This window comes from Pseudomonas sp. CC6-YY-74, assembly GCF_002025205.1.
Classification (GTDB): Bacteria; Pseudomonadota; Gammaproteobacteria; order Pseudomonadales; family Pseudomonadaceae; genus Aquipseudomonas; species Aquipseudomonas paeninsulae.
Window position 1 is genome coordinate 4,754,847 of record NZ_CP019947.1, and the last position, 17,874, is coordinate 4,772,720.

Genomic DNA, 17,874 nt, shown 5'->3' on the forward strand with positions numbered 1-17,874 from the left:
CTAATGCGCTTTAGCGTGGCCCCGTAGGGGGCGAGCGCAACGCGCCATGCTCATGTACCGTTCGTTCCCGCGTGTGCGAGCCCAGTCCGCTTGACTCGCTGCGCTCGCCCTACGGGCCAGCAGTTGGCTGTTACTCTGCTGCGCTGCGTTTCTCAGCTGTTTTTGCCTCGCCTACCTTCGCTCGCTAGGTTCTCACGCGGTCTTTTTCGACGGGCGCTTTGCCAGCCTATAATGGCCGCGGTGCGCCGTGGCCTGAGGTCCGGGCGCTATGCTTATGCGCTAACTGCTGGTCGGTTGTACCGCCGCGACGCTGTTTGTCACTTCAATCGGAGATTCACCCCATGCTGTTACGCGGCCTGTCCTGGCTGGTGCTGTGCCAGTTGCTCGGCACCGGACTCAACGTCTTGTTACTGCCGATGTTGCCAGGGCCGATTATCGGCATGCTGTTGCTGTTGCTGTTCCTGCTGGTGCACGGTGAGGTCAGCGAGCCCCTGAGTCTTGCCTCCAGCAACCTGCTCAAGTACCTGCCGCTGTTGCTGGTGCCACCTGCGGTCGGGGTGATGGCCTATGCCGATGCGATTGCCGCGGACTTCTGGGCGGTGATCGGGGCGCTGGGGTTGTCGCTGGTGCTGTCGGTGGTGTTCGCCGGCTGGATGATGCAAAAACTCATCGAGCGCCAGCAGCGGCGGCGGGGTGAGGTATGAGTCTCGACTGGTACGGTGCCTGGCAGGCGGTCACGCATCACCCGTTGTTTGGCGCCGGGATTACTCTGGGTGCTTACCAGTTGTCCATCGCCGCCTACGAAAAGACCCGCTGGATGTTCCTGCAGCCGGTGCTGGTGTCGATGGCGATCGTTATCGGCGTGCTGTTGCTGTGCGGCCTGAGTTTCGCCGACTACAGGGTCAGCGCTGAGGCCCTGACCCTGTTCCTCGGCCCCGCCACCGTGGCGTTGGCGGTGCCGTTGTTCCTCAATCTGCGGCGGATTCGCCAGTTGTTCTGGCCGACCGTGCTGACCTTGCTGGTCGCCGGGGTGGTGGCTACGGTGCTTGGCGTGGCCCTGGCCTGGTGGTTTGGTGCCGACTCGATCATGTTGATGAGTATGGCGCCGAAGTCGGTGACCTCGCCGATCGCCATGCTGGTGGCCAGCCAGATCGGTGGTATTGCCGCACTGGCGGCGGTATTCGTGATGATCACCGGGGTGGTCGGGGCGATGCTCGGGCCGTCGCTGTTGCGCCTGTGCGGTGTGCGCCATCACGCGGCCATCGGCATGGCCCTGGGCATGACCGCGCATGCGGTCGGTACTGCGCGGGCCATGCAGGAAAGCGAAGAATGCGGCGCGTTCGCCGCGCTGGCGATGAGTCTGATGGGCATGCTTACTGCAGTATTGCTGCCGCTGGCGATCATCTTCCTGGTCTGAGGACAACCCCATGAATCTATCCCTGTTTCCGCTCAATACCGTGTTGTTTCCGGGTTGCCTGCTCGATTTGCAGATATTCGAGGCGCGCTACCTGGACATGATCAGTCGCTGCATGAAGCAGGGCGAGGGCTTCGGCGTGGTGTGTATTGTCGAAGGCGAGGAAGTCGGCGAGGCCGCCGGCCACTTCTCGGCGATTGGTTGTGAGGCGCTGATCCGCGACTTTCAGCAGCGGCCCAACGGCCTGCTGGGGATTCGTGTCGAAGGTGGTCGGCGCTTCAAGGTGCGCCACGCCCAGGTGTTACCGGATCAACTGACCGTCGCCGAGGTTGACTGGCTGGAGGAGGCGGCGGAGCAACCCCTGGGGGGCGAACATGCGGATCTCGTCGCGTTGCTCGAGGCCCTGGCCGAGCACCCGCTGGTCGCCGCCCTGGGCATGACTGATGCGGTCAGCAGTCAAGCGGCCCTGGCCAATCAGCTGGCCTATCTGTTGCCATTGGCATCGGAGCAGAAGGTGCAACTGCTGGCGCTTGACGAGCCGCAGGCGCGCCTGAGTCTGCTGCAAACCGTGCTCGATCAGCTGCAGGGTGAAGTGACTGGCTAGGAGCCTGGCGGGCGGCTCAATAGCGGTATAACAGCTGCCCGGCCGACAGATGCCAGGTGGCGATGAGCCCCAGCAACGCCAGGCAGGCGGGCACAACCAGCCACCACACCTTGGCGGGTAACGCCGGCAGCGGCGTGCGCCTTTGCGTCAGGCTCAGGCTCAGGGCGCACAGGCTGCCAGCCAATAAGGCACCGGCGACTATGTCGCTCGGCCAATGCACCCCCAGGTACACCCGCGACACGGCGATGCTCAGCGCTGGCAGGCAGGCGAGCAGTAGCCAGGCCAGGCGCAGGCGGGCCGGTTGACCACGCCCGGCCAACACCCCGAGTACCAGAAAGAACGCCACCGCCGCGGAGCTGTGGCCGCTGGGGAAACTGAAGCTGCCCAACGGTTCGAGCAGGACCTCCGGGCGGCTGCGGGCGAACCAGGCTTTCAATGCGCCGTTGGCCAGCGCGGTGCCGAGCAGGGTGGCGCCGGCAAACAGCGCGGCGCGCCACTGGCGGGCCAGCAACAGCAACAGGCACAGCAGGGTTCCGGCAGCCAATTGACTGGTGAAGTCGCCGAGGCGAGTGATCAGCACCATCAGCTGGTCGAGGCTGGCGCTGCGCTGTTCCTGAAACAACGCCAGCAGGCCCTGGTCGAGCGGAATCAGTTGCGGCCAGCCGATGAACAGAGCGCCTAGCAGCAGCAGGCTCAAACCCGCGGCGAGCAGGCTGGCGCGGCGCTGTTCGCGCAGGCTGCTGTGCACGCTGAAAACCAGCACCAGCGCCAAGCCGCCGGCGAGTAGTGCGGCCTGCGGCCAGAAACCCTCCGGCAACGGCAGGCGTAGCGCCGCGCCGGTGGCCCAGCCCGGCAACAGGTAAGCAATAACCCAGCCCGCTGCGGCCAGCAGGCTGACTACGATGAAGCGCCCGACAGGCATGTTGAGCATGCCGGCGACCATCGGCAGCATGGGCCGTAATGGGCCGATAAAGCGCCCGACCAACAGGCTGGCGACGCCATAGCGCTGGAAATAGAGTTCGGCACCGGCCAGCCATTGCGGGTGATGGCGCAAGCCGGGCAGGCGCCGAATATCCTGGTGAAAATAGCGCCCGGTGGCGTAGGACAGGGCGTCGCCGAGCAGGCCGCCGCAGTAGGCCAGGGCCAGGGTTTCGCCGAGGGTCAGCGCGCCGCTACCGGCCAGCACGGCGACGGCGAACAGCAAAAATGTGCCCGGTATGATGATGCCGACGATCGCCAGGCATTCGGTACAGGCGATCAGGAAAATCGCCATACCCAGCCATTGCGGGTTGCTGCTGAGCCAGGCGGTCAAGCTGTCGAGCCATTGGCTCATCGGTGGGCATCCTGTGGGCCGAGTAGATGGTAGTCACGTCCCTCGACTTGGCCACGACGCAGCGGATTGCGCGTGCAGCAGCGGGCGAAGGCGGCGTCGACGAAACGGTAGGGCAGCTGCTCGTCGCGTCCCCGGGGAATGCCCAGGCGGGCGGTTTGCACGACCTGCGCCGGCCGCTCGCCAACATCCTCGACGAACAGCCGTTGCGGATCGAAGCGCTGCGCGTCCCAGTCCACGACTTTCAGGCCGAGCGCTTTGCACAGCAAGGTCTGCCCGGCGCAGAGCTTGTCCAGGGCGCGCGGCTGGCCTTGGCTGTCCGGGTTGTTGGCCTGCATCTGCGCCAGGCTGGCGCCGTCCGAGTACGGGTCGAGCCAGGGATGGGCAGACTTGATCAGCACCGCGTTACCTGGGCCCTGTGCGCTGAAGTTAAGCGAGTCGTTGCCGCGCGCGTAATACATATAGATGTGCCCGCCGTCGAGAAACAAGGCTTTGCGTTTCTCGGTGTAGCCGAGCGAGGCGTGGCTGCCTTTTTCGTCCAGGTAATAGGCTTCGGTCTCGATGATCCGTGCGCTCAGCCAGAGCGTGCCGCAGCGGTGACGGATGACCTTGCCGAGCAGCTCGCGGGCGAGTAAGCGCGCGTCGCGGTCGAAGAAGCTGACGCTCAGGGGGCGGGCATGTGGCCAGGGCAGGCTGCGGGCGGGTTCGTCAGGCATGTGATTTCACGGGTTGCAGGCAGGCCTCAGGTGGGTCGCGATGATAGCAACAAGCGCCGTATCGGTGGCTGAGTCTGTCTTGGCCGACAGGTCATTGCTACTGCTTGTCCACTATCCGCCAGGCGCCGCTGTGCGTGGGGCGGTGGCGCCGCTATAATCAGCCGCTTTAGTTATTGCCAGGCTACCGAGACCATGACCGAGTCCGTACTCGACTATATGACCCGCCTGGGCCGTGCGGCCCGCGCCGCCTCGCGCGTGGTCGCCAGCGCCAGCACCGCGCAGAAGAACCGTGCCCTGCAGGCCACCGCCGAGGCCCTGGATGCCGCGCGCGCCGAGCTGACCACCGCCAACGAGCTGGATCTGGCCGCCGGCCGCGCCAATGGCCTGGAGCCGGCGCTGCTGGACCGTCTGGCGCTGACCCCGGCGCGGATCGACGGCATGATCGAAGGTCTGCGCCAGGTCGCCAGCCTGGCCGATCCGGTCGGCGCGATCCGCGACCTGAGTTACCGTCCGTCGGGTATTCAGGTCGGCAAGATGCGTGTGCCGCTCGGCGTGATCGGCATCATCTACGAGTCGCGGCCCAACGTGACCATCGACGCCGCCAGCCTGTGCCTGAAGTCCGGCAACGCCACCATCCTGCGTGGCGGCTCGGAAGCCATTCATTCCAACCGGGCGATTGCCGCCTGCATCCAGCGGGGCTTGGCCGCGGCCGATCTGCCGGCCTCCGCGGTGCAGGTGGTGGAAACCACCGACCGCGCCGCCGTCGGTGCGCTGATTAGCATGCCCGAATTCGTCGATGTGATAGTGCCGCGCGGCGGCAAGGGCCTGATCGAGCGGGTCAGTCGCGACGCACGGGTACCGGTGATCAAGCACCTGGACGGCATCTGTCATGTGTATGTCGACGCCCTGGCCGAGATGCCCAAGGCCCAGGGCATCGCCTTCAACGCCAAGACCTACCGTTACGGCATCTGCGGCGCTATGGAAACCCTGTTGGTCGATCAGGCCGTGGCTGCTGTATTTCTGCCGGCCATGGCGCAGATGTTCGTCGAGAAGGGCGTCGAGTTGCGCGGCTGCGAGCGCACCTGCGCGCTGATCCAGGCAATCCCGGCGACGGAAGAGGACTGGAGCACCGAATACTTGGCGCCGATCCTGTCGATCCGCGTGGTCGACGGTCTGGATCAGGCCATCGAGCACATCAATCGCTACGGCTCGCACCACACCGACGCCATCGTCACCGAGCACCAGGGCCGCGCCCGGCGTTTTCTCGCCGAGGTCGACTCCAGTTCGGTGATGCTCAATGCACCAACCTGTTTCGCTGATGGCTTCGAGTACGGCCTGGGCGCGGAGATCGGCATTTCCACCGACAAGCTGCATGCCCGCGGCCCGGTGGGTCTGGAAGGCCTGACCTGCGAGAAGTATGTGGTGATCGGCGACGGTCAGCTGCGCGGGCAGAATGCCTAAACGCATCGGCATATTCGGCGGCACCTTCGATCCGGTGCATATCGGCCACCTGCGCAGTGCGCTGGAAGTGGCGGAGTTCATGGCCCTCGACGAGTTGCGCCTGATCCCCAGTGCGCGGCCGCCGCACCGCGAGGCGCCACAGGTTTCGGCGCACGATCGCCTGGCCATGGTCGAACTGGCGGTGGCCGGCTTGTCACCGTTGTGCGTCGACGACCGCGAGTTCAAACGCGACAAGCCGTCGTACAGCATCGACACCCTGGAGTCGTTGCGCGCCGAGTTGGCGGCCGACGACCAGTTGTTCCTGATTCTCGGTTGGGATGCCTTCTGCGGGCTACCCACCTGGCATCGCTGGAACGCGTTGCTGGAGCACTGCCATATTCTGGTGCTGCAGCGCCCGGATGCCGACAGCGAAGCGCCGGAAACCTTGCGCAATCTGCTGGCGGCCCGCAGCATCAACGACCCGTTGACCCTGGAGGGGCCCGGGGGACAGATTTCCTTTATCTGGCAGACGCCCCTGGCGGTGTCTGCCACGCAGATCCGCACGCTGCTGGCGAGCGGCCAATCGGTGCGTTATCTGCTGCCCGATGCGGTACTCACCTATATCCATGCGCACGGGCTCTACCGTGCGTCGAACTGAACACAAGGCAAACGAGTTACTTATGAAGAAGCAAAAAATGCTCAGCGAAGACCTGGTCAAACTGGCCATCGCTGCCCTGGAAGACATCAAGGCGCAAGACATCACCACCATCGATGTGCGCGACAAGACCAGCATCACCGACTACATGGTGATCGCCAGCGGCACGTCCAGCCGTCACGTCAAGTCGCTGGTCGACAACGTGCTGGAGAAGGTCAAGGAGAAGGGCGTGCGTCCGCTGGGCAGCGAAGGCCTGGACACAGGCGAGTGGGCGTTGCTTGACCTGGGTGACATCGTCGTCCACGTGATGCTGCCAACCGCACGGCAGTTCTACGACCTCGAGCGTCTCTGGCAGGGTGCCGAACAGAGCCGTGCGCAGTTCAGCCCTGAGCCGGAACAAGAGTAAGGGCGCAGCGTCGTGCGGATCAAACTGATTGCCGTCGGCTCGCGCATGCCGCGCTGGGTCGAAGACGGCTGGCAGGAATACGCCAAGCGCATGCCGGCAGAGCTTGCCCTGGAGCTGGTCGAGATTCCTTTGACCACCCGTGGCAAGAATGCCGATGTAGCGCGGATGATCCGCCAGGAAGGCGAAGCCATGCTGGCCAAGGTGCAGCCGGGGGAACGCATCGTCACTCTGGAAGTCGAAGGGCGGCCGTGGAGTACCGAGCAGTTGGCCGGTGAACTGGACAAGTGGCGCCTGGATGCGCGCACCGTCAACCTTATGGTCGGCGGCCCCGAAGGGTTGGCGCCGGAAGTACAGGCGCGCAGTGAACAGCGCTGGTCGCTGTCGCCGTTGACCTTGCCCCACCCGCTGGTACGGATTGTTATCGGCGAGCAGATGTATCGGGCCTGGACCGTGTTGTCCGGCCACCCGTACCACAAATGATTTCCCTCCACATTTCCCACCCATAATCAGCAGTCATAGATGCCGCAGCCGATTCGCCTCAAGGACCACGAAAAAGACGCGCGCCTGATTCGCCGGCGTGCGCTGGTCGGTGCCTTGGTGTTTCTGCTGCTGACTGCGGCCCTGATCGCGCGCATGTATTACCTGCAGGTAGTGCAGTACGAGTACCACTCGACCCTTTCGGAAAACAATCGGGTTCACGTTCAGCCGATTCCGCCGAGGCGTGGGCTGATCTTCGACCGCAACGGGGTGATAGTCGCCGACAATCGGCCGAGTTTCAGCTTGACCCTGACCCGTGAACGGGCGGGTGACTGGGAGCCGGTGCTGGATGTGATCGTCGAGGTGCTGGGGCTGAGCAGCGATGAGCGGGCGCTGTTCGAGAAACGCGTGCGCCAGGGCCGTCGGCCGTTCGAACCGGTGCCGGTGTTGTTCGAGTTGAGCGAAGAGCAGATCGCCACGATCGCGGTCAATCAGTTCCGTCTGCCTGGGGTTGAGGTGGTGGCGCAACTGGTGCGGCATTATCCCCAGCGCGAACACTTCGCGCATTCGGTAGGCTATGTCGGGCGGATCAACGAGAAAGAACTGAAGGAACTCGACCCGGTGGCCTATAGCGGGACTCACCATATCGGCAAAACCGGTATTGAGCGCTTCTACGAAGAGCAGTTGCACGGCGAGGTCGGCTACGAAGAGGTCGAGACCAACGCGCGCGGCCGGGTGCTGCGGGTGCTCAAGCGCATCGATCCGATGCCGGGCAAGGATGTCATGCTGACTATCGATGTGCGCCTGCAGGAAGCTGCCGAGGCCGCGTTGGGCGGTCGTCGCGGCGCCATTGTGGCAATCCAGCCGAGTACCGGCGAGGTACTGGCGATGGTCAGTCAGCCGAGTTTCGATCCCAACCCGTTCGTCACCGGCATCAGCTTCAAGGCCTATGCCGAACTGCGCGACTCGATCGACCAGCCATTATTCAACCGCGTCTTGCGCGGCCTCTACCCGCCGGGTTCGACCATCAAACCGATGATGGCCGTAGCCGCCCTGGATGCCGGGGTGATCACCCCCACTTCGCGGGTGTTCGATCCGGGGTTCTATCAACTGGCCGGCAACAGCCACAAATACCGCAACTGGAACCGCAGCGGCGACGGCTGGGTGAGTCTGGAGATGGCGATCATGCGCTCCAATGACACCTACTTTTACGATTTGGCGCACAAGCTGGGCATCGACCGGATGCACGACTACATGAGCCGCTTCGGCCTGGGCCAGCGAGTGTCACTGGACATGTTCGAGGAAACGTCCGGACTGATGCCGTCGCGGGACTGGAAACGGGGGCGCTACCGTCAGCCTTGGTACCCGGGGGAAACCCTGATTCTCGGCATCGGCCAGGGCTATATGCAGACTACACCGCTGCAATTGGCCCAGGCGGTGACCCTGATTGCCACCAAGGGTAAGTGGATTCGTCCGCACCTGGCCAAGACCGTCGAGGGGGTACCTCCGGTGGATTCTGAGCCGCTGCCGGATGTTCTGTTGCGCGATGCCAAATACTGGGATTACGCGCGGCTCGGTATGGAGCAAGTGATGCATGGGGCGCGCGGCACCGCCCGCAAGGTTGGCGACGCGGCGGAGTATCGAATGGCCGGCAAGAGCGGCACGGCGCAGGTGGTGGCGATCAAGCAGGGTGAAAAATACGACCGCAACAAGATCCAGGAGCGCCATCGTGATCACGCCTTGTTCGTCGCGTTCGCTCCGGCGGACAACCCGCAGATCGCCGTGGCGGTGATGGTGGAAAATGGCGAGTCCGGCTCGGGTGTGGCCGCTCCGGTGGTCAAGCAGGTAATGGATGCCTGGTTGCTCGACGACAGCGGCCAGCTCAAGGCCGAATACGCCAAGCCGGTGAGTGCAGAGGTCGGTCAGCGATGAGCGGTAATTTCGATCGAGTGCTGTCCAGCGAAGATGTACTGCGCCGTCGCGCCAGCCTGCTGCAGCGCGTGCATATCGACGGCATTTTGCTGCTGCTGTTGCTGATCCTGGCGGTCGGCAGTCTGTTCATTCTGTATTCGGCCAGCGGCAAGAATGTCGACCTGTTGATCAAGCAGGCCAGCTCCTTTGGCATCGGCCTGGTGGGCATGTTCATCATCGCCCAGCTCGAGCCGCGTTTCATGGCGCGCTGGGTGCCTTTGGCGTATGTGGCGGGTGTCGGCCTGCTGGTGGTGGTGGATGTGATGGGTCACAACGCCATGGGCGCCACCCGCTGGATCAATATTCCCGGGGTGATTCGCTTCCAGCCCTCGGAGTTCATGAAGATCATCATGCCGGCGACCATCGCCTGGTACCTGGCCAAGCGCAGCTTGCCGCCGAGTTTGAAGCACATCGCGACCAGTCTGGCCCTGATTCTGGTGCCGTTCGTGCTGATCCTGCTGCAGCCGGACCTAGGTACCTCGATGCTGGTGATCGTTTCGGGGGTTTTCGTCCTGTTCATCGCCGGGCTGCAGTGGCGCTGGGTCATCGGTGCGCTGGGGGCGTTGATCCCGATTGCGGTGGGTATGTGGTTCTTTGTCCTGCGTGAGTACCAGAAACAGCGCGTGCTGACCTTCCTCAATCCCGAGAGCGATCCGCTGGGCAGCGGCTGGAACATCATCCAGTCGAAGGCGGCGATCGGCTCGGGCGGGGTCTTCGGCAAGGGCTGGCTGCTTGGCACCCAGTCGCACTTGGACTTCTTGCCGGAAAGCCACACCGATTTCATCATCGCCGTGCTCGCCGAGGAATTCGGCCTGGTCGGCGTTTGTTTGTTACTGCTGGTTTACCTGCTGTTGATCGCACGCGGTTTGGTGATTACCGTGCAAGCGCAGACGCTGTTCGGTAAGCTTCTGGCGGGCGCGCTGACCATGACGTTCTTCGTTTATGTTTTCGTCAATATCGGTATGGTCAGCGGTCTGCTGCCAGTGGTGGGGGTGCCGTTGCCGTTCATCAGCTATGGCGGTACTTCGCTGATTACCCTGCTGGCAGGGTTTGGCATTTTGATGTCGATCCACACGCACCGTAAGTGGATTGCACAGGCTTAAATTGGGGTAATGAATTCAATGCACATATTGCGTGGCTGGGCTGCACGGCAAACACATTGGCTCGGTCTGGCTGCCGCCTTGGGTGTGGTTCAGCCGGCGCTCGCCGCCGATTATCAGGATTCGCCGCAGGTCAGTGAGTTCATCGCCGAGATGAACCGCGATTATGGTTTTGCCTCGGAGCAACTAGGCCGTCTGTTCGCCGCAGTGCAGCGCAAACAGTCGATTCTCGACGCCATCTCGCGTCCGGCGGAGAAGGTCAAACCCTGGAAGGACTACCGGCCGATCTTTATCACCGACTCGCGGATCGCCCGCGGTGTGGACTTCTGGCGTGAGCATGAGGCGACCCTGGCGCGCGCCGAGGCCGAATACGGCGTGCCGGCGCAGGTGATAGTGGCAATCATCGGCGTGGAAACCTTTTACGGTGGCAACACCGGCAGCTACCGGGTGATGGATGCGCTCTCGACCCTGGCCTTCGATTATCCCGCGCGCGCACCCTTCTTCCGCAAGGAGTTGCGTGAATTCCTCATGCTCTCGCGTGAGGAGCAGGTCGATCCGCTGACCCTCAAAGGTTCCTATGCCGGAGCCATGGGCTTGCCGCAATTCATGCCGAGCAGTTTCCGCGCTTATGCGGTGGACTTCGACGGCGATGGCCATATCAATATCTGGACCAATCCGGTGGATGCCATCGGCAGCGTGGCCAGCTACTTCAAGCGCCACGGCTGGCTGCCTGGCGAGCCAGTGGTCAGCGTCGCCACGGTCGCCGGCGAACAGGTCGAGCAGGGCCTGAGCGTCGGCCTCGATCCGCAGATGAACGTCGACGAGTTGCGTCGCCTCGGCTGGTCGAGCAGCGACACGCTGGACGGCGAAATGCCGGTCACCGCCTTCCGCCTCGAAGGTGCCCAGGGCGATGAGTACTGGCTGGGGTTGCCGAACTTCTTTGTGATTACCCGCTATAACCGCAGTGTGATGTACGCCATGGCGGTCAATCAGTTGGCCGAATTGCTGGTAGATGCACGAGGGGCCAATTAATGTCGGGCTTGCCGTTCAGATTTGCCGCCTACTCTGCTCTCGCGCTATTACTGGCCAGTTGCGCGTCCACCCGTGCGCCGCAACCGGTGGCGCCGGCCAAGTCGGGCGCGACTATTACCGGTCCTGGTGACTTCAGCCGCCCGCACAAGGACGGCGCGCCCTGGTGGGATGTCGACATCTCGCTGATCCCAGACGCCGTGCCCATGCCGCACTATGGCTCGTTCAAGGCCAGCCCCTATGTGGTGTTTGGCAAGCAGTACTACCCGATTCCTGACGCGCGCCGCTATCACGCGATAGGCCCGGCGTCCTGGTACGGCACCAAGTTCCATGGTCAGGCCACTGCCAACGGCGAAACCTACGATCTATACGGCATGACTGCCGCGCACAAGACCTTGCCGTTGCCGAGCTACGTGCGGGTGACCAATCTGGACAATGGCAAGAGTGCGATAGTGCGAGTCAACGACCGCGGCCCGTTCTATTCGGATCGGATCATCGATCTGTCGTTTGCCGCCGCGAAAAAGCTCGGTTATGCCGAAAACGGTACCGCACGGGTCAAGGTCGAGGGCATCGATCCCCACGAGTGGTGGGCCCAGCAGGGGCGCCCGGTGCCACTGGTGCTGGCTGCGCAATCAGCGGCTCAGGTCAAGACCGTCGCCCAGCCGGTTGCAGCGCCGCTTGCGCAGTACTCGCCGCCCGTAGAACAGCATGCCGCGGCCGTACTGCCGGTACAGATAGACGCAAAAAAAAACGCTTCAGTCGCAGCCTCTGGCCTGTATCTCCAGGTGGGAGCCTTCGCCAATCCGGACGCTGCGGAGTTGCTCAAGGACAAGTTGAGCGATACGGTGGCTGCGCCGGTGTTCATCAGCTCAGTGGTGCGCAACCAGCAGCTTCTCCATCGCGTGCGCCTGGGGCCGGTGAGCAGCCGCGGCGAGGCTGAGCAATTGCAGCTCAGTGTGCGCTTGGCCAACCTCGGTGAACCAAGGCTGGTCAAGGAGGACTGAGATGGCACTTAGCTCCGGACTGAATACGCGGCACCAAGCGCCGTCCGCTGCGGCTGCAAGCACTACCTGATTTGCCCGTTTGGGCCTGTTCGACCATTAGCAATCTAGAGAGACGGATGAATATCACCAGCTTTGCCCAACGCGTTTCCTTGTCACTCCTGCTGCTCAGCGCACCGGCCGCCTGGGCCAGCCAGATGGCGATTCCAGCGCCGCCACAGTTGGCTGCCAAGTCCTATGTGCTGATGGATGCCGCCAGCGGCAACATCCTCATCGAGGAGAATGCCGATGAGCGCCTGCCACCTGCCAGCCTGACCAAGTTGATGACCGCCTACCTGGCGACCCTGGACATCAATCGCGGTCAGATCAAGCAGACCGATATGGTGCGTATCAGCGAGAAAGCCTGGCGCATGGGCGGCTCGAAGATGTTTATCGAAGTCGGCAAGGAAGTCTCGGTCGACGACCTGCTGCATGGCATCATCATCCAGTCCGGTAACGACGCCAGCGTGGCGATTGCCGAGCATATCGCCGGTAGCGAAGAAGCCTTCGCCGACATGATGAACAGCAATGCCCAGCGTTTGGGTATGAGCAACAGCCAATTTCGCAACGCCACCGGCTGGCCGGACCCTGACCACTATTCTTCGGCCAAAGACATGGCCAAGTTGGCGCGCGCCATCATCTTCGAAGATCCGCAGCACTATGCCATCTACGCGCAGAAGGAATTTCTCTGGAACGGCATCAAGCAGCCCAACCGCAACCTGCTGCTGTGGCGCGACAAGACCGTCGACGGTTTGAAAACCGGGCACACCGAAGAAGCCGGTTATTGCCTGGTGTCTTCCGCCGTGCGTGATGGCATGCGCTTGATCTCCGTGGTGTTTGGCACCAATAGCGAGCAAGCCCGCGCCGCCGAAACCCAGAAGCTGCTGACCTACGGTTTCCGTTTCTTCGAGACCCGCACCTTTTATCAAAAAGGTGTTGAGTTGGCCCAGGCCCAGGTCTGGAAAGGTGCCACTCGTCAGCTCAAGGCTGGCCTGGCCAGTGACCTGACCCTGACCATGGCGAAAGGCCAATTGGACAAGTTGCAAGCCGGCATGACCCTCAACCCGCAGCTGATCGCACCTATCCAGCAAGGTGACGTGATCGGCAAGGTCGAAGTCAAACTGGGCGATGAGGTCGTGCACAGCGTCGATCTGGTAGCCCTGGAAACCGTCGAGGAAGGTGGCCTATTCCGTCGTCTGTGGGATAGCATTCGTCTGTTCTTCTTCGGGTTGTTCAACTGAGAGGTTGTGAAATAACTCTCGCCTACTGCGACCGCCCCCTGGCGTCTGCTGCTGGCGTTGCGTTACGCAAAAAACGGGGTCATTTAGCTCACTAAACGCCTCCATTTTTCGCGTAACGCGCCTGCTGTGAACACTAGGAGACGCTCTCGCTACGGCGCTCGATATTTCCATCGCCTCTGATTCTGCCCCGTACGCCTGTACCCGGGGCGTCCTGTTCTGGACAGGCCACAAGCCTGCTGATGCCATGACTGATACTGACGTTCAAGCCCCAAAAATCGAGTTCCCCTGCGCGCGCTATCCGATCAAGGTGATCGGCGATGCTGGCGAAGGCTTCACCGAACTGGTGGTCGAAGTGATCCAGCGCCACGCGCCGGATTTCGATTCGACCTCGCTGGTGGTGCGTGACAGCCGCAATGGCCGTTTCCTTACGGTGCAGGTGCTGATCACCGCCACCGGGGTGGAGCAGTTGCAAGCGCTTCATCTCGATCTGCGTGCCACTGGCCGCGTGCACATGGTGTTGTGATGAGCCTGGGCTTTCGCGAGCTCGGCTTGGTCGACTACGAGCCGACCTGGCAGGCCATGCAGCGCTTCACCAATGAGCGTGGCGCGGACACCGCCGACGAAATCTGGTTGTTGCAGCATCCGCCGGTATTTACCCAGGGCCAGGCTGGCAAGGCTGAGCATGTCTTGTTTGCCGGCGACATCCCGGTGGTACAGGTCGATCGCGGCGGCCAGGTGACGTATCACGGCCCCGGTCAACTGGTGGCCTACCTGCTGCTGGACCTGCGTCGCTCTGGTCTTGGCGTACGCGAGCTGGTCAGCCGTATCGAGCGCAGCCTGGTCGCCACCCTGGCCAGCTATGGGGTGAGCGCTAGTGCCAAGCCCGATGCGCCTGGGGTTTACGTGGATGGGGCGAAGATCGCCTCGCTCGGCCTGCGCATTCGCAATGGCCGGTCTTTCCATGGCCTGGCGCTGAATGTGGACATGGATCTGGCGCCGTTCCGGCGGATCAATCCCTGCGGCTATGCCGGCATGGCCATGACCCAGTTGGCCGATCTGGTCGCTGGGCCGATAGAATTCTCCGAGGTAAGTGCCCGGCTGCGAGAGCAGCTGGCCAAACACCTCGACTACCCTGAGCAGAAGACTCTGGCGGGCGCAATAGACTGATAAATAGCGGGGAGGGTGGAGCGCTTTATCCATCCGCTATGCGCTGTCCATGGCGGATAAACAAGGCGCCTGCCCGTCGCCGCCTGTCGGGCTTAGGGCTGTCCTGCGGCAAAAGCCCTAAGTCCGACAGGCGGCGAGGCAAAGCGCAGGGGTAGGCGTTGCGCGGTCCTATCAGTTCAGATTGAGCGTCGGGATCAGGGTGCTATTGACCTGCTGGCCCGGCACCGGCACAGGGGCGGCCAGGCCCAGGTTGTTCTTCTCGAACACCCGGTCGGCGCGGTAGCTGGAGCGCACCAGCGGGCCGGCGGCCACTTCCATAAAACCCTTCTGCAGGCCGATGTCGCGGAAACGATTGAACTCTTCCGGGCTGACCCAGCGCTTGACCTTCAAGTGGTTGCGCGTGGGTTGCAGGTATTGGCCAAGGGTGAGGATGTCGACGCCGATGGCGCGCAGGTCATCCATGGTCTCGAGAATTTCCTCGTCGGTCTCGCCCAGGCCCAGCATCAGGCTGGTCTTGGTCAGCATGCTCGGGCGGTGGCGCTTGGCGTGCTCCAGCACGCGCAGGGTCTTCTCATAACCGGCGCGGGGGTCGCGCACTTCATAGGTCAGGCGCTTGACCGTCTCGATGTTCTGCGCGAAGACCTCAAGACCGGAGTCCGCCACGCGCTCGATGGCCAGCAGGTCGCCGTCGAAGTCCGGAGTCAGGGCTTCCACCACCACTTGCGGGGTGCGCTCCTTGATCGCGCGCACGCAGGCGGCGTAGTGCGCGGCACCGCCGTCGTCCAGGTCATCGCGATCCACTGAGGTCAGCACGATATAGCGCAGCGCCATCAACTCCACCGACTTGGCAGTGTTTTGTGGCTCTTCCAGGTCCAGCCAGCCGTTGGGGTTGCCGGTATCCACCGCGCAGAAGCGGCAGGCGCGGGTGCACACCGAGCCCATCAGCATGATGGTGGCGGTACCGTTAGACCAGCATTCGCCCATGTTCGGGCAGTGGGATTCCTGGCACACGGTGCTCAGGCGGTGTTCGCTGACATTGCGCTTGACCGCTTCGAAACGGCTGCCGCCGGGCGCCTTGATCCGCAGCCACTTGGGCTTGGGTTCAAATACCTGGGGTTCGCTTGAGGCGCGGCGCTTCTGCCCGTCCTTGATCGCGGTGGTGCCTTGAGTGGTGCGAAATTTTTCGCCGCTGGAAACGGTTTTGGGCGGGGAGGTATCGGACATCGGCAATTTGGGCTCCGCTAGAGGCTCCGTGGACGAGGCGGCTTGTGGCCGCCGCGCAGCTTACCACAGAAGCTGACCGTGCAGTCCGTCGAGCGCCGTGCGGTCCAGGCCCGTTGGTGCGTTCCACTTAGCATGCCGACCAGCGGGCCCATGAGGTCAAGACCAACTGGCCAGGATGTCCGCACAGCAGGCCCCCGTCAGGAGATTTTGTTATTTCTGGGGGCGTGAGTGTGCTGTCGCTGCGATTGGCCAGGGTAGGGGGCGCCGCGCGCACCCTACGAGGAATCGTTGCCAGCGTTCTGCGGCCGCGGTGCGTGGCGGGCGTTGCTGCGGGTTGTGGCGAAGGCGCTGGTGCCAAGCCAGCACCAGAGGTTCTGCGCATCCCCAGGCGCGCCGAGCACCTGCAGCTCGCGCGCTTGCAGCACCTCTTGCGGGCTGCGTTCGCCGCTCCAGACTTCGGTCAGGGCGCGCACTGTCGCGTCTACCACCAGGGTCGGCTCGCGTCCGGGGTCGTCGCGGCACAGATCGGCCATGCCCTGCTCGACCAGCAACCACCATTGCCGCTCGCCGGGCCGCGCGTCGCGGAAGCTGAAATGGATTACCACCGGCCGCGGCGGGAATTCGGCGATGCGCACAAAGCGGCGCACATCCCACATCAGCAGGCCCGCGTCGAGCTCATCGTTGCGCAGGCGACTACCGATCCAGCGCGCGCCCCAATGGCCGAGCGCCATGATGATGGGTCGCAAGTCTTCGCCGGCCTCGGTCAGGCTGTATTCCCAGACTTTGCCGACGGCGTTGCGCTGGACCACGCCGATTTCTTCCAGGTGACGCAGGCGCTGGCTCAGCAGGCTGGTGGACATCCGCGGCACGCCGCGGTGCAGGTCGTTGAAGCGCTTGCTGCCGCACAACAGTTCGCGCACCACCAGCGGCGTCCAGCGATTGCACAGCGCCTCGGCGCCACGCGCGACGGTGCAGAACTGACCGTAGCTGTCTTCCATCGTCCTACCTCCGAGTGACAACACTTCAGATTCTGGACTAGTTCGACCATTACGCCAGGCGCAGGCTGACCTTCGTAGGTTCACCACAACGAGGAGAACGGTGATGACCATGATTGCGATTATCCAGCGCCCGCCGGTATTGCTCGATCGCCAGGCCACACTCGCGCTGGCCGTGCAGTCGCTGACCGAGGCCGCGGCGGCAGGCGCCGAGCTGGCGGTCTTGCCCGAGTTGTTCATTCCCGGCTACCCGTCGTGGATCTGGCGGCTGGCCGCAGGCAGGGACGGGGCGCTGATGGGCCAGCTTCACGAGCGACTGCAGGCCAATGCCGTGGACATTGCCCGCGGTGACCTCGAGCCACTCTGCGAGGTCGCCCGCAATCATCGGCTGACCATCGTCTGCGGTCTCAATGAATGCGAGCGCAGCCGGGGTGGCTGCACGCTCTACAACAGCGTGGTGCTGATCGGTGCCGACGGTACCTTGCTCAACCGCCATCGCAAGCTGATGCCGACCAACCCCGAACGCATGGTCCACGGCCTGGGCGATGCCAGCGGGCTGCGCACGGTCGACACCCCGGTTGGCCGGCTCGGTACGCTGATCTGCTGGGAAAACTACATGCCGCTGGCGCGCTACGCCCTGTATGCCGAGGGCGTGGAAATCTACGTTGCGCCCACCTACGACTGCGGCGAGGGTTGGCTGGCGACCCTGCGTCACATCGCCCTGGAAGGCCGCTGCTGGGTACTGGGCAGCGGCACCGTGCTGCGCGGCGAGGACATCCCCGACGGCTTCCCCGGACGGGCGCAGTTGTTCCCTGAACCAGGCGAGTGGATCAATGACGGCGACTCCGTGGTGATCGACCCGCAGGGCCGGACCGTCGCCGGACCGCTGCACCGCGAGGTCGGCATCCTCTACGCGGATATCGACAGCACGCGGGTGGCGCCAGCGCGGCGCACGCTCGACGTCAGTGGTCACTACGCGCGCCCGGATATCTTCGAATTGCAGGTAAGGCGCACGCCGGCGCAGCCCGTGCGCTATATCGATTAGTGCGAGTCGGCACTATCTGG

General features: G+C 63.4%; 19 protein-coding genes. 15 read left to right on the forward strand and 4 right to left on the reverse strand.

Features of this window, described 5'->3' with window-relative positions; all coding sequences use genetic code 11:
* Positions 1 to 341 precede the first annotated feature (341 nt).
* The 3 genes from B2D37_RS21625 to B2D37_RS21635 are packed head-to-tail and all read left to right on the forward strand — an operon-like array spanning position 342 to position 2,018.
* Positions 342 to 704 carry a CidA/LrgA family protein gene (locus B2D37_RS21625; RefSeq protein ID WP_079204624.1) on the forward strand — a complete coding sequence of 121 codons (363 nt, stop codon included), beginning with the start codon at positions 342 to 344 and terminating at the stop codon, positions 702 to 704.
* The gene (locus tag B2D37_RS21630; RefSeq protein ID WP_079204625.1) at positions 701 to 1,417 is read left to right on the forward strand and encodes an LrgB family protein; all 717 of its coding nucleotides are present in this window, start codon (positions 701 to 703) and stop codon (positions 1,415 to 1,417) included. The genes B2D37_RS21625 and B2D37_RS21630 overlap by 4 nt, the downstream gene beginning before the upstream one ends.
* A 10-nt stretch (positions 1,418 to 1,427) precedes the next feature.
* Positions 1,428 to 2,018, forward strand: a complete 591-nt coding sequence (locus tag B2D37_RS21635) for an LON peptidase substrate-binding domain-containing protein (RefSeq protein ID WP_079204626.1) — start codon at positions 1,428 to 1,430, stop codon at positions 2,016 to 2,018.
* Between the two features lie 16 nt (positions 2,019 to 2,034).
* Here B2D37_RS21635 and B2D37_RS21640 read toward each other — a convergent pair whose 3' ends face one another.
* Positions 2,035 to 3,351, reverse strand: a complete 1,317-nt coding sequence (locus B2D37_RS21640) for a bifunctional DedA family/phosphatase PAP2 family protein (protein ID WP_079204627.1) — start codon at positions 3,349 to 3,351, stop codon at positions 2,035 to 2,037.
* A complete protein-coding gene (locus B2D37_RS21645; RefSeq protein ID WP_079204628.1) occupies positions 3,348 to 4,064 on the reverse strand; it encodes a DNA-3-methyladenine glycosylase in 717 nt (238 codons plus the stop codon). Before B2D37_RS21645 ends, B2D37_RS21640 begins: the two co-directional genes overlap by 4 nt.
* A gap of 192 nt (positions 4,065 to 4,256) precedes the next feature.
* Here B2D37_RS21645 and B2D37_RS21650 point away from each other — a divergent pair, with 192 nt between their 5' ends.
* The 11 genes from B2D37_RS21650 (at position 4,257) to lipB (ending at position 14,590) form a co-directional block, all read left to right on the forward strand.
* Entirely contained in the window at positions 4,257 to 5,525 is a 1,269-nt protein-coding gene (locus B2D37_RS21650; RefSeq protein WP_079204629.1) for a glutamate-5-semialdehyde dehydrogenase, read from the forward strand.
* A complete protein-coding gene (gene nadD / locus B2D37_RS21655; RefSeq protein ID WP_079204630.1) occupies positions 5,518 to 6,162 on the forward strand; it encodes a nicotinate-nucleotide adenylyltransferase in 645 nt (214 codons plus the stop codon). Before B2D37_RS21650 ends, nadD begins: the two co-directional genes overlap by 8 nt.
* A gap of 37 nt (positions 6,163 to 6,199) precedes the next feature.
* On the forward strand, positions 6,200 to 6,565 hold the full coding sequence (rsfS, locus tag B2D37_RS21660) for a ribosome silencing factor (RefSeq protein ID WP_079205066.1): 366 nt from the start codon (positions 6,200 to 6,202) through the stop codon (positions 6,563 to 6,565).
* A 12-nt stretch (positions 6,566 to 6,577) separates the two neighbouring features.
* Positions 6,578 to 7,045, forward strand: a complete 468-nt coding sequence (gene rlmH, locus B2D37_RS21665) for a 23S rRNA (pseudouridine(1915)-N(3))-methyltransferase RlmH (RefSeq protein WP_079204631.1) — start codon at positions 6,578 to 6,580, stop codon at positions 7,043 to 7,045.
* Positions 7,046 to 7,084: 39 nt separating this feature from the next.
* Positions 7,085 to 8,974, forward strand: coding sequence for a penicillin-binding protein 2 (mrdA, locus tag B2D37_RS21670; RefSeq protein ID WP_079204632.1), 1,890 nt, complete (start codon positions 7,085 to 7,087; stop codon positions 8,972 to 8,974).
* Between the two features lie 38 nt (positions 8,975 to 9,012).
* Positions 9,013 to 10,116, forward strand: a complete 1,104-nt coding sequence (rodA, locus tag B2D37_RS21675; protein WP_177345299.1) for a rod shape-determining protein RodA — start codon at positions 9,013 to 9,015, stop codon at positions 10,114 to 10,116.
* Between the two features lie 18 nt (positions 10,117 to 10,134).
* Positions 10,135 to 11,145 carry a lytic murein transglycosylase B gene (mltB, locus tag B2D37_RS21680; protein WP_079204634.1) on the forward strand — a complete coding sequence of 337 codons (1,011 nt, stop codon included), beginning with the start codon at positions 10,135 to 10,137 and terminating at the stop codon, positions 11,143 to 11,145.
* Complete coding sequence (locus tag B2D37_RS21685) at positions 11,145 to 12,146, forward strand: septal ring lytic transglycosylase RlpA family protein (RefSeq protein WP_079204635.1); 1,002 nt, start codon at positions 11,145 to 11,147, stop codon at positions 12,144 to 12,146. Before mltB ends, B2D37_RS21685 begins: the two co-directional genes overlap by 1 nt.
* Positions 12,147 to 12,262: 116 nt before the next feature.
* On the forward strand, positions 12,263 to 13,423 hold the full coding sequence (locus tag B2D37_RS21690) for a D-alanyl-D-alanine carboxypeptidase family protein (RefSeq protein ID WP_079204636.1): 1,161 nt from the start codon (positions 12,263 to 12,265) through the stop codon (positions 13,421 to 13,423).
* Between the two features lie 244 nt (positions 13,424 to 13,667).
* Positions 13,668 to 13,946 carry a DUF493 domain-containing protein gene (locus tag B2D37_RS21695; protein WP_079204637.1) on the forward strand — a complete coding sequence of 93 codons (279 nt, stop codon included), beginning with the start codon at positions 13,668 to 13,670 and terminating at the stop codon, positions 13,944 to 13,946.
* Complete coding sequence (gene lipB / locus B2D37_RS21700; RefSeq protein ID WP_079204638.1) at positions 13,946 to 14,590, forward strand: lipoyl(octanoyl) transferase LipB; 645 nt, start codon at positions 13,946 to 13,948, stop codon at positions 14,588 to 14,590. Before B2D37_RS21695 ends, lipB begins: the two co-directional genes overlap by 1 nt.
* 171 nt (positions 14,591 to 14,761) lie before the next feature.
* Here the strand turns inward: lipB and lipA are convergent, their stop codons facing one another.
* Positions 14,762 to 15,814 (reverse strand): lipoyl synthase, encoded by a 1,053-nt coding sequence (gene lipA / locus B2D37_RS21705; protein WP_079204639.1) that lies wholly within the window; start codon positions 15,812 to 15,814, stop codon positions 14,762 to 14,764.
* Positions 15,815 to 16,089: 275 nt separating this feature from the next.
* A complete protein-coding gene (locus B2D37_RS21710) occupies positions 16,090 to 16,812 on the reverse strand; it encodes a helix-turn-helix domain-containing protein (protein WP_079204640.1) in 723 nt (240 codons plus the stop codon).
* Positions 16,813 to 16,915: 103 nt separating this feature from the next.
* Between B2D37_RS21710 and B2D37_RS21715 the strand changes: the two genes are divergently transcribed.
* Positions 16,916 to 17,854: a carbon-nitrogen hydrolase family protein gene (locus B2D37_RS21715; protein ID WP_079204641.1), complete on the forward strand. Its 939-nt coding sequence runs from the start codon at positions 16,916 to 16,918 to the stop codon at positions 17,852 to 17,854.
* Positions 17,855 to 17,874 lie beyond the last annotated feature (20 nt).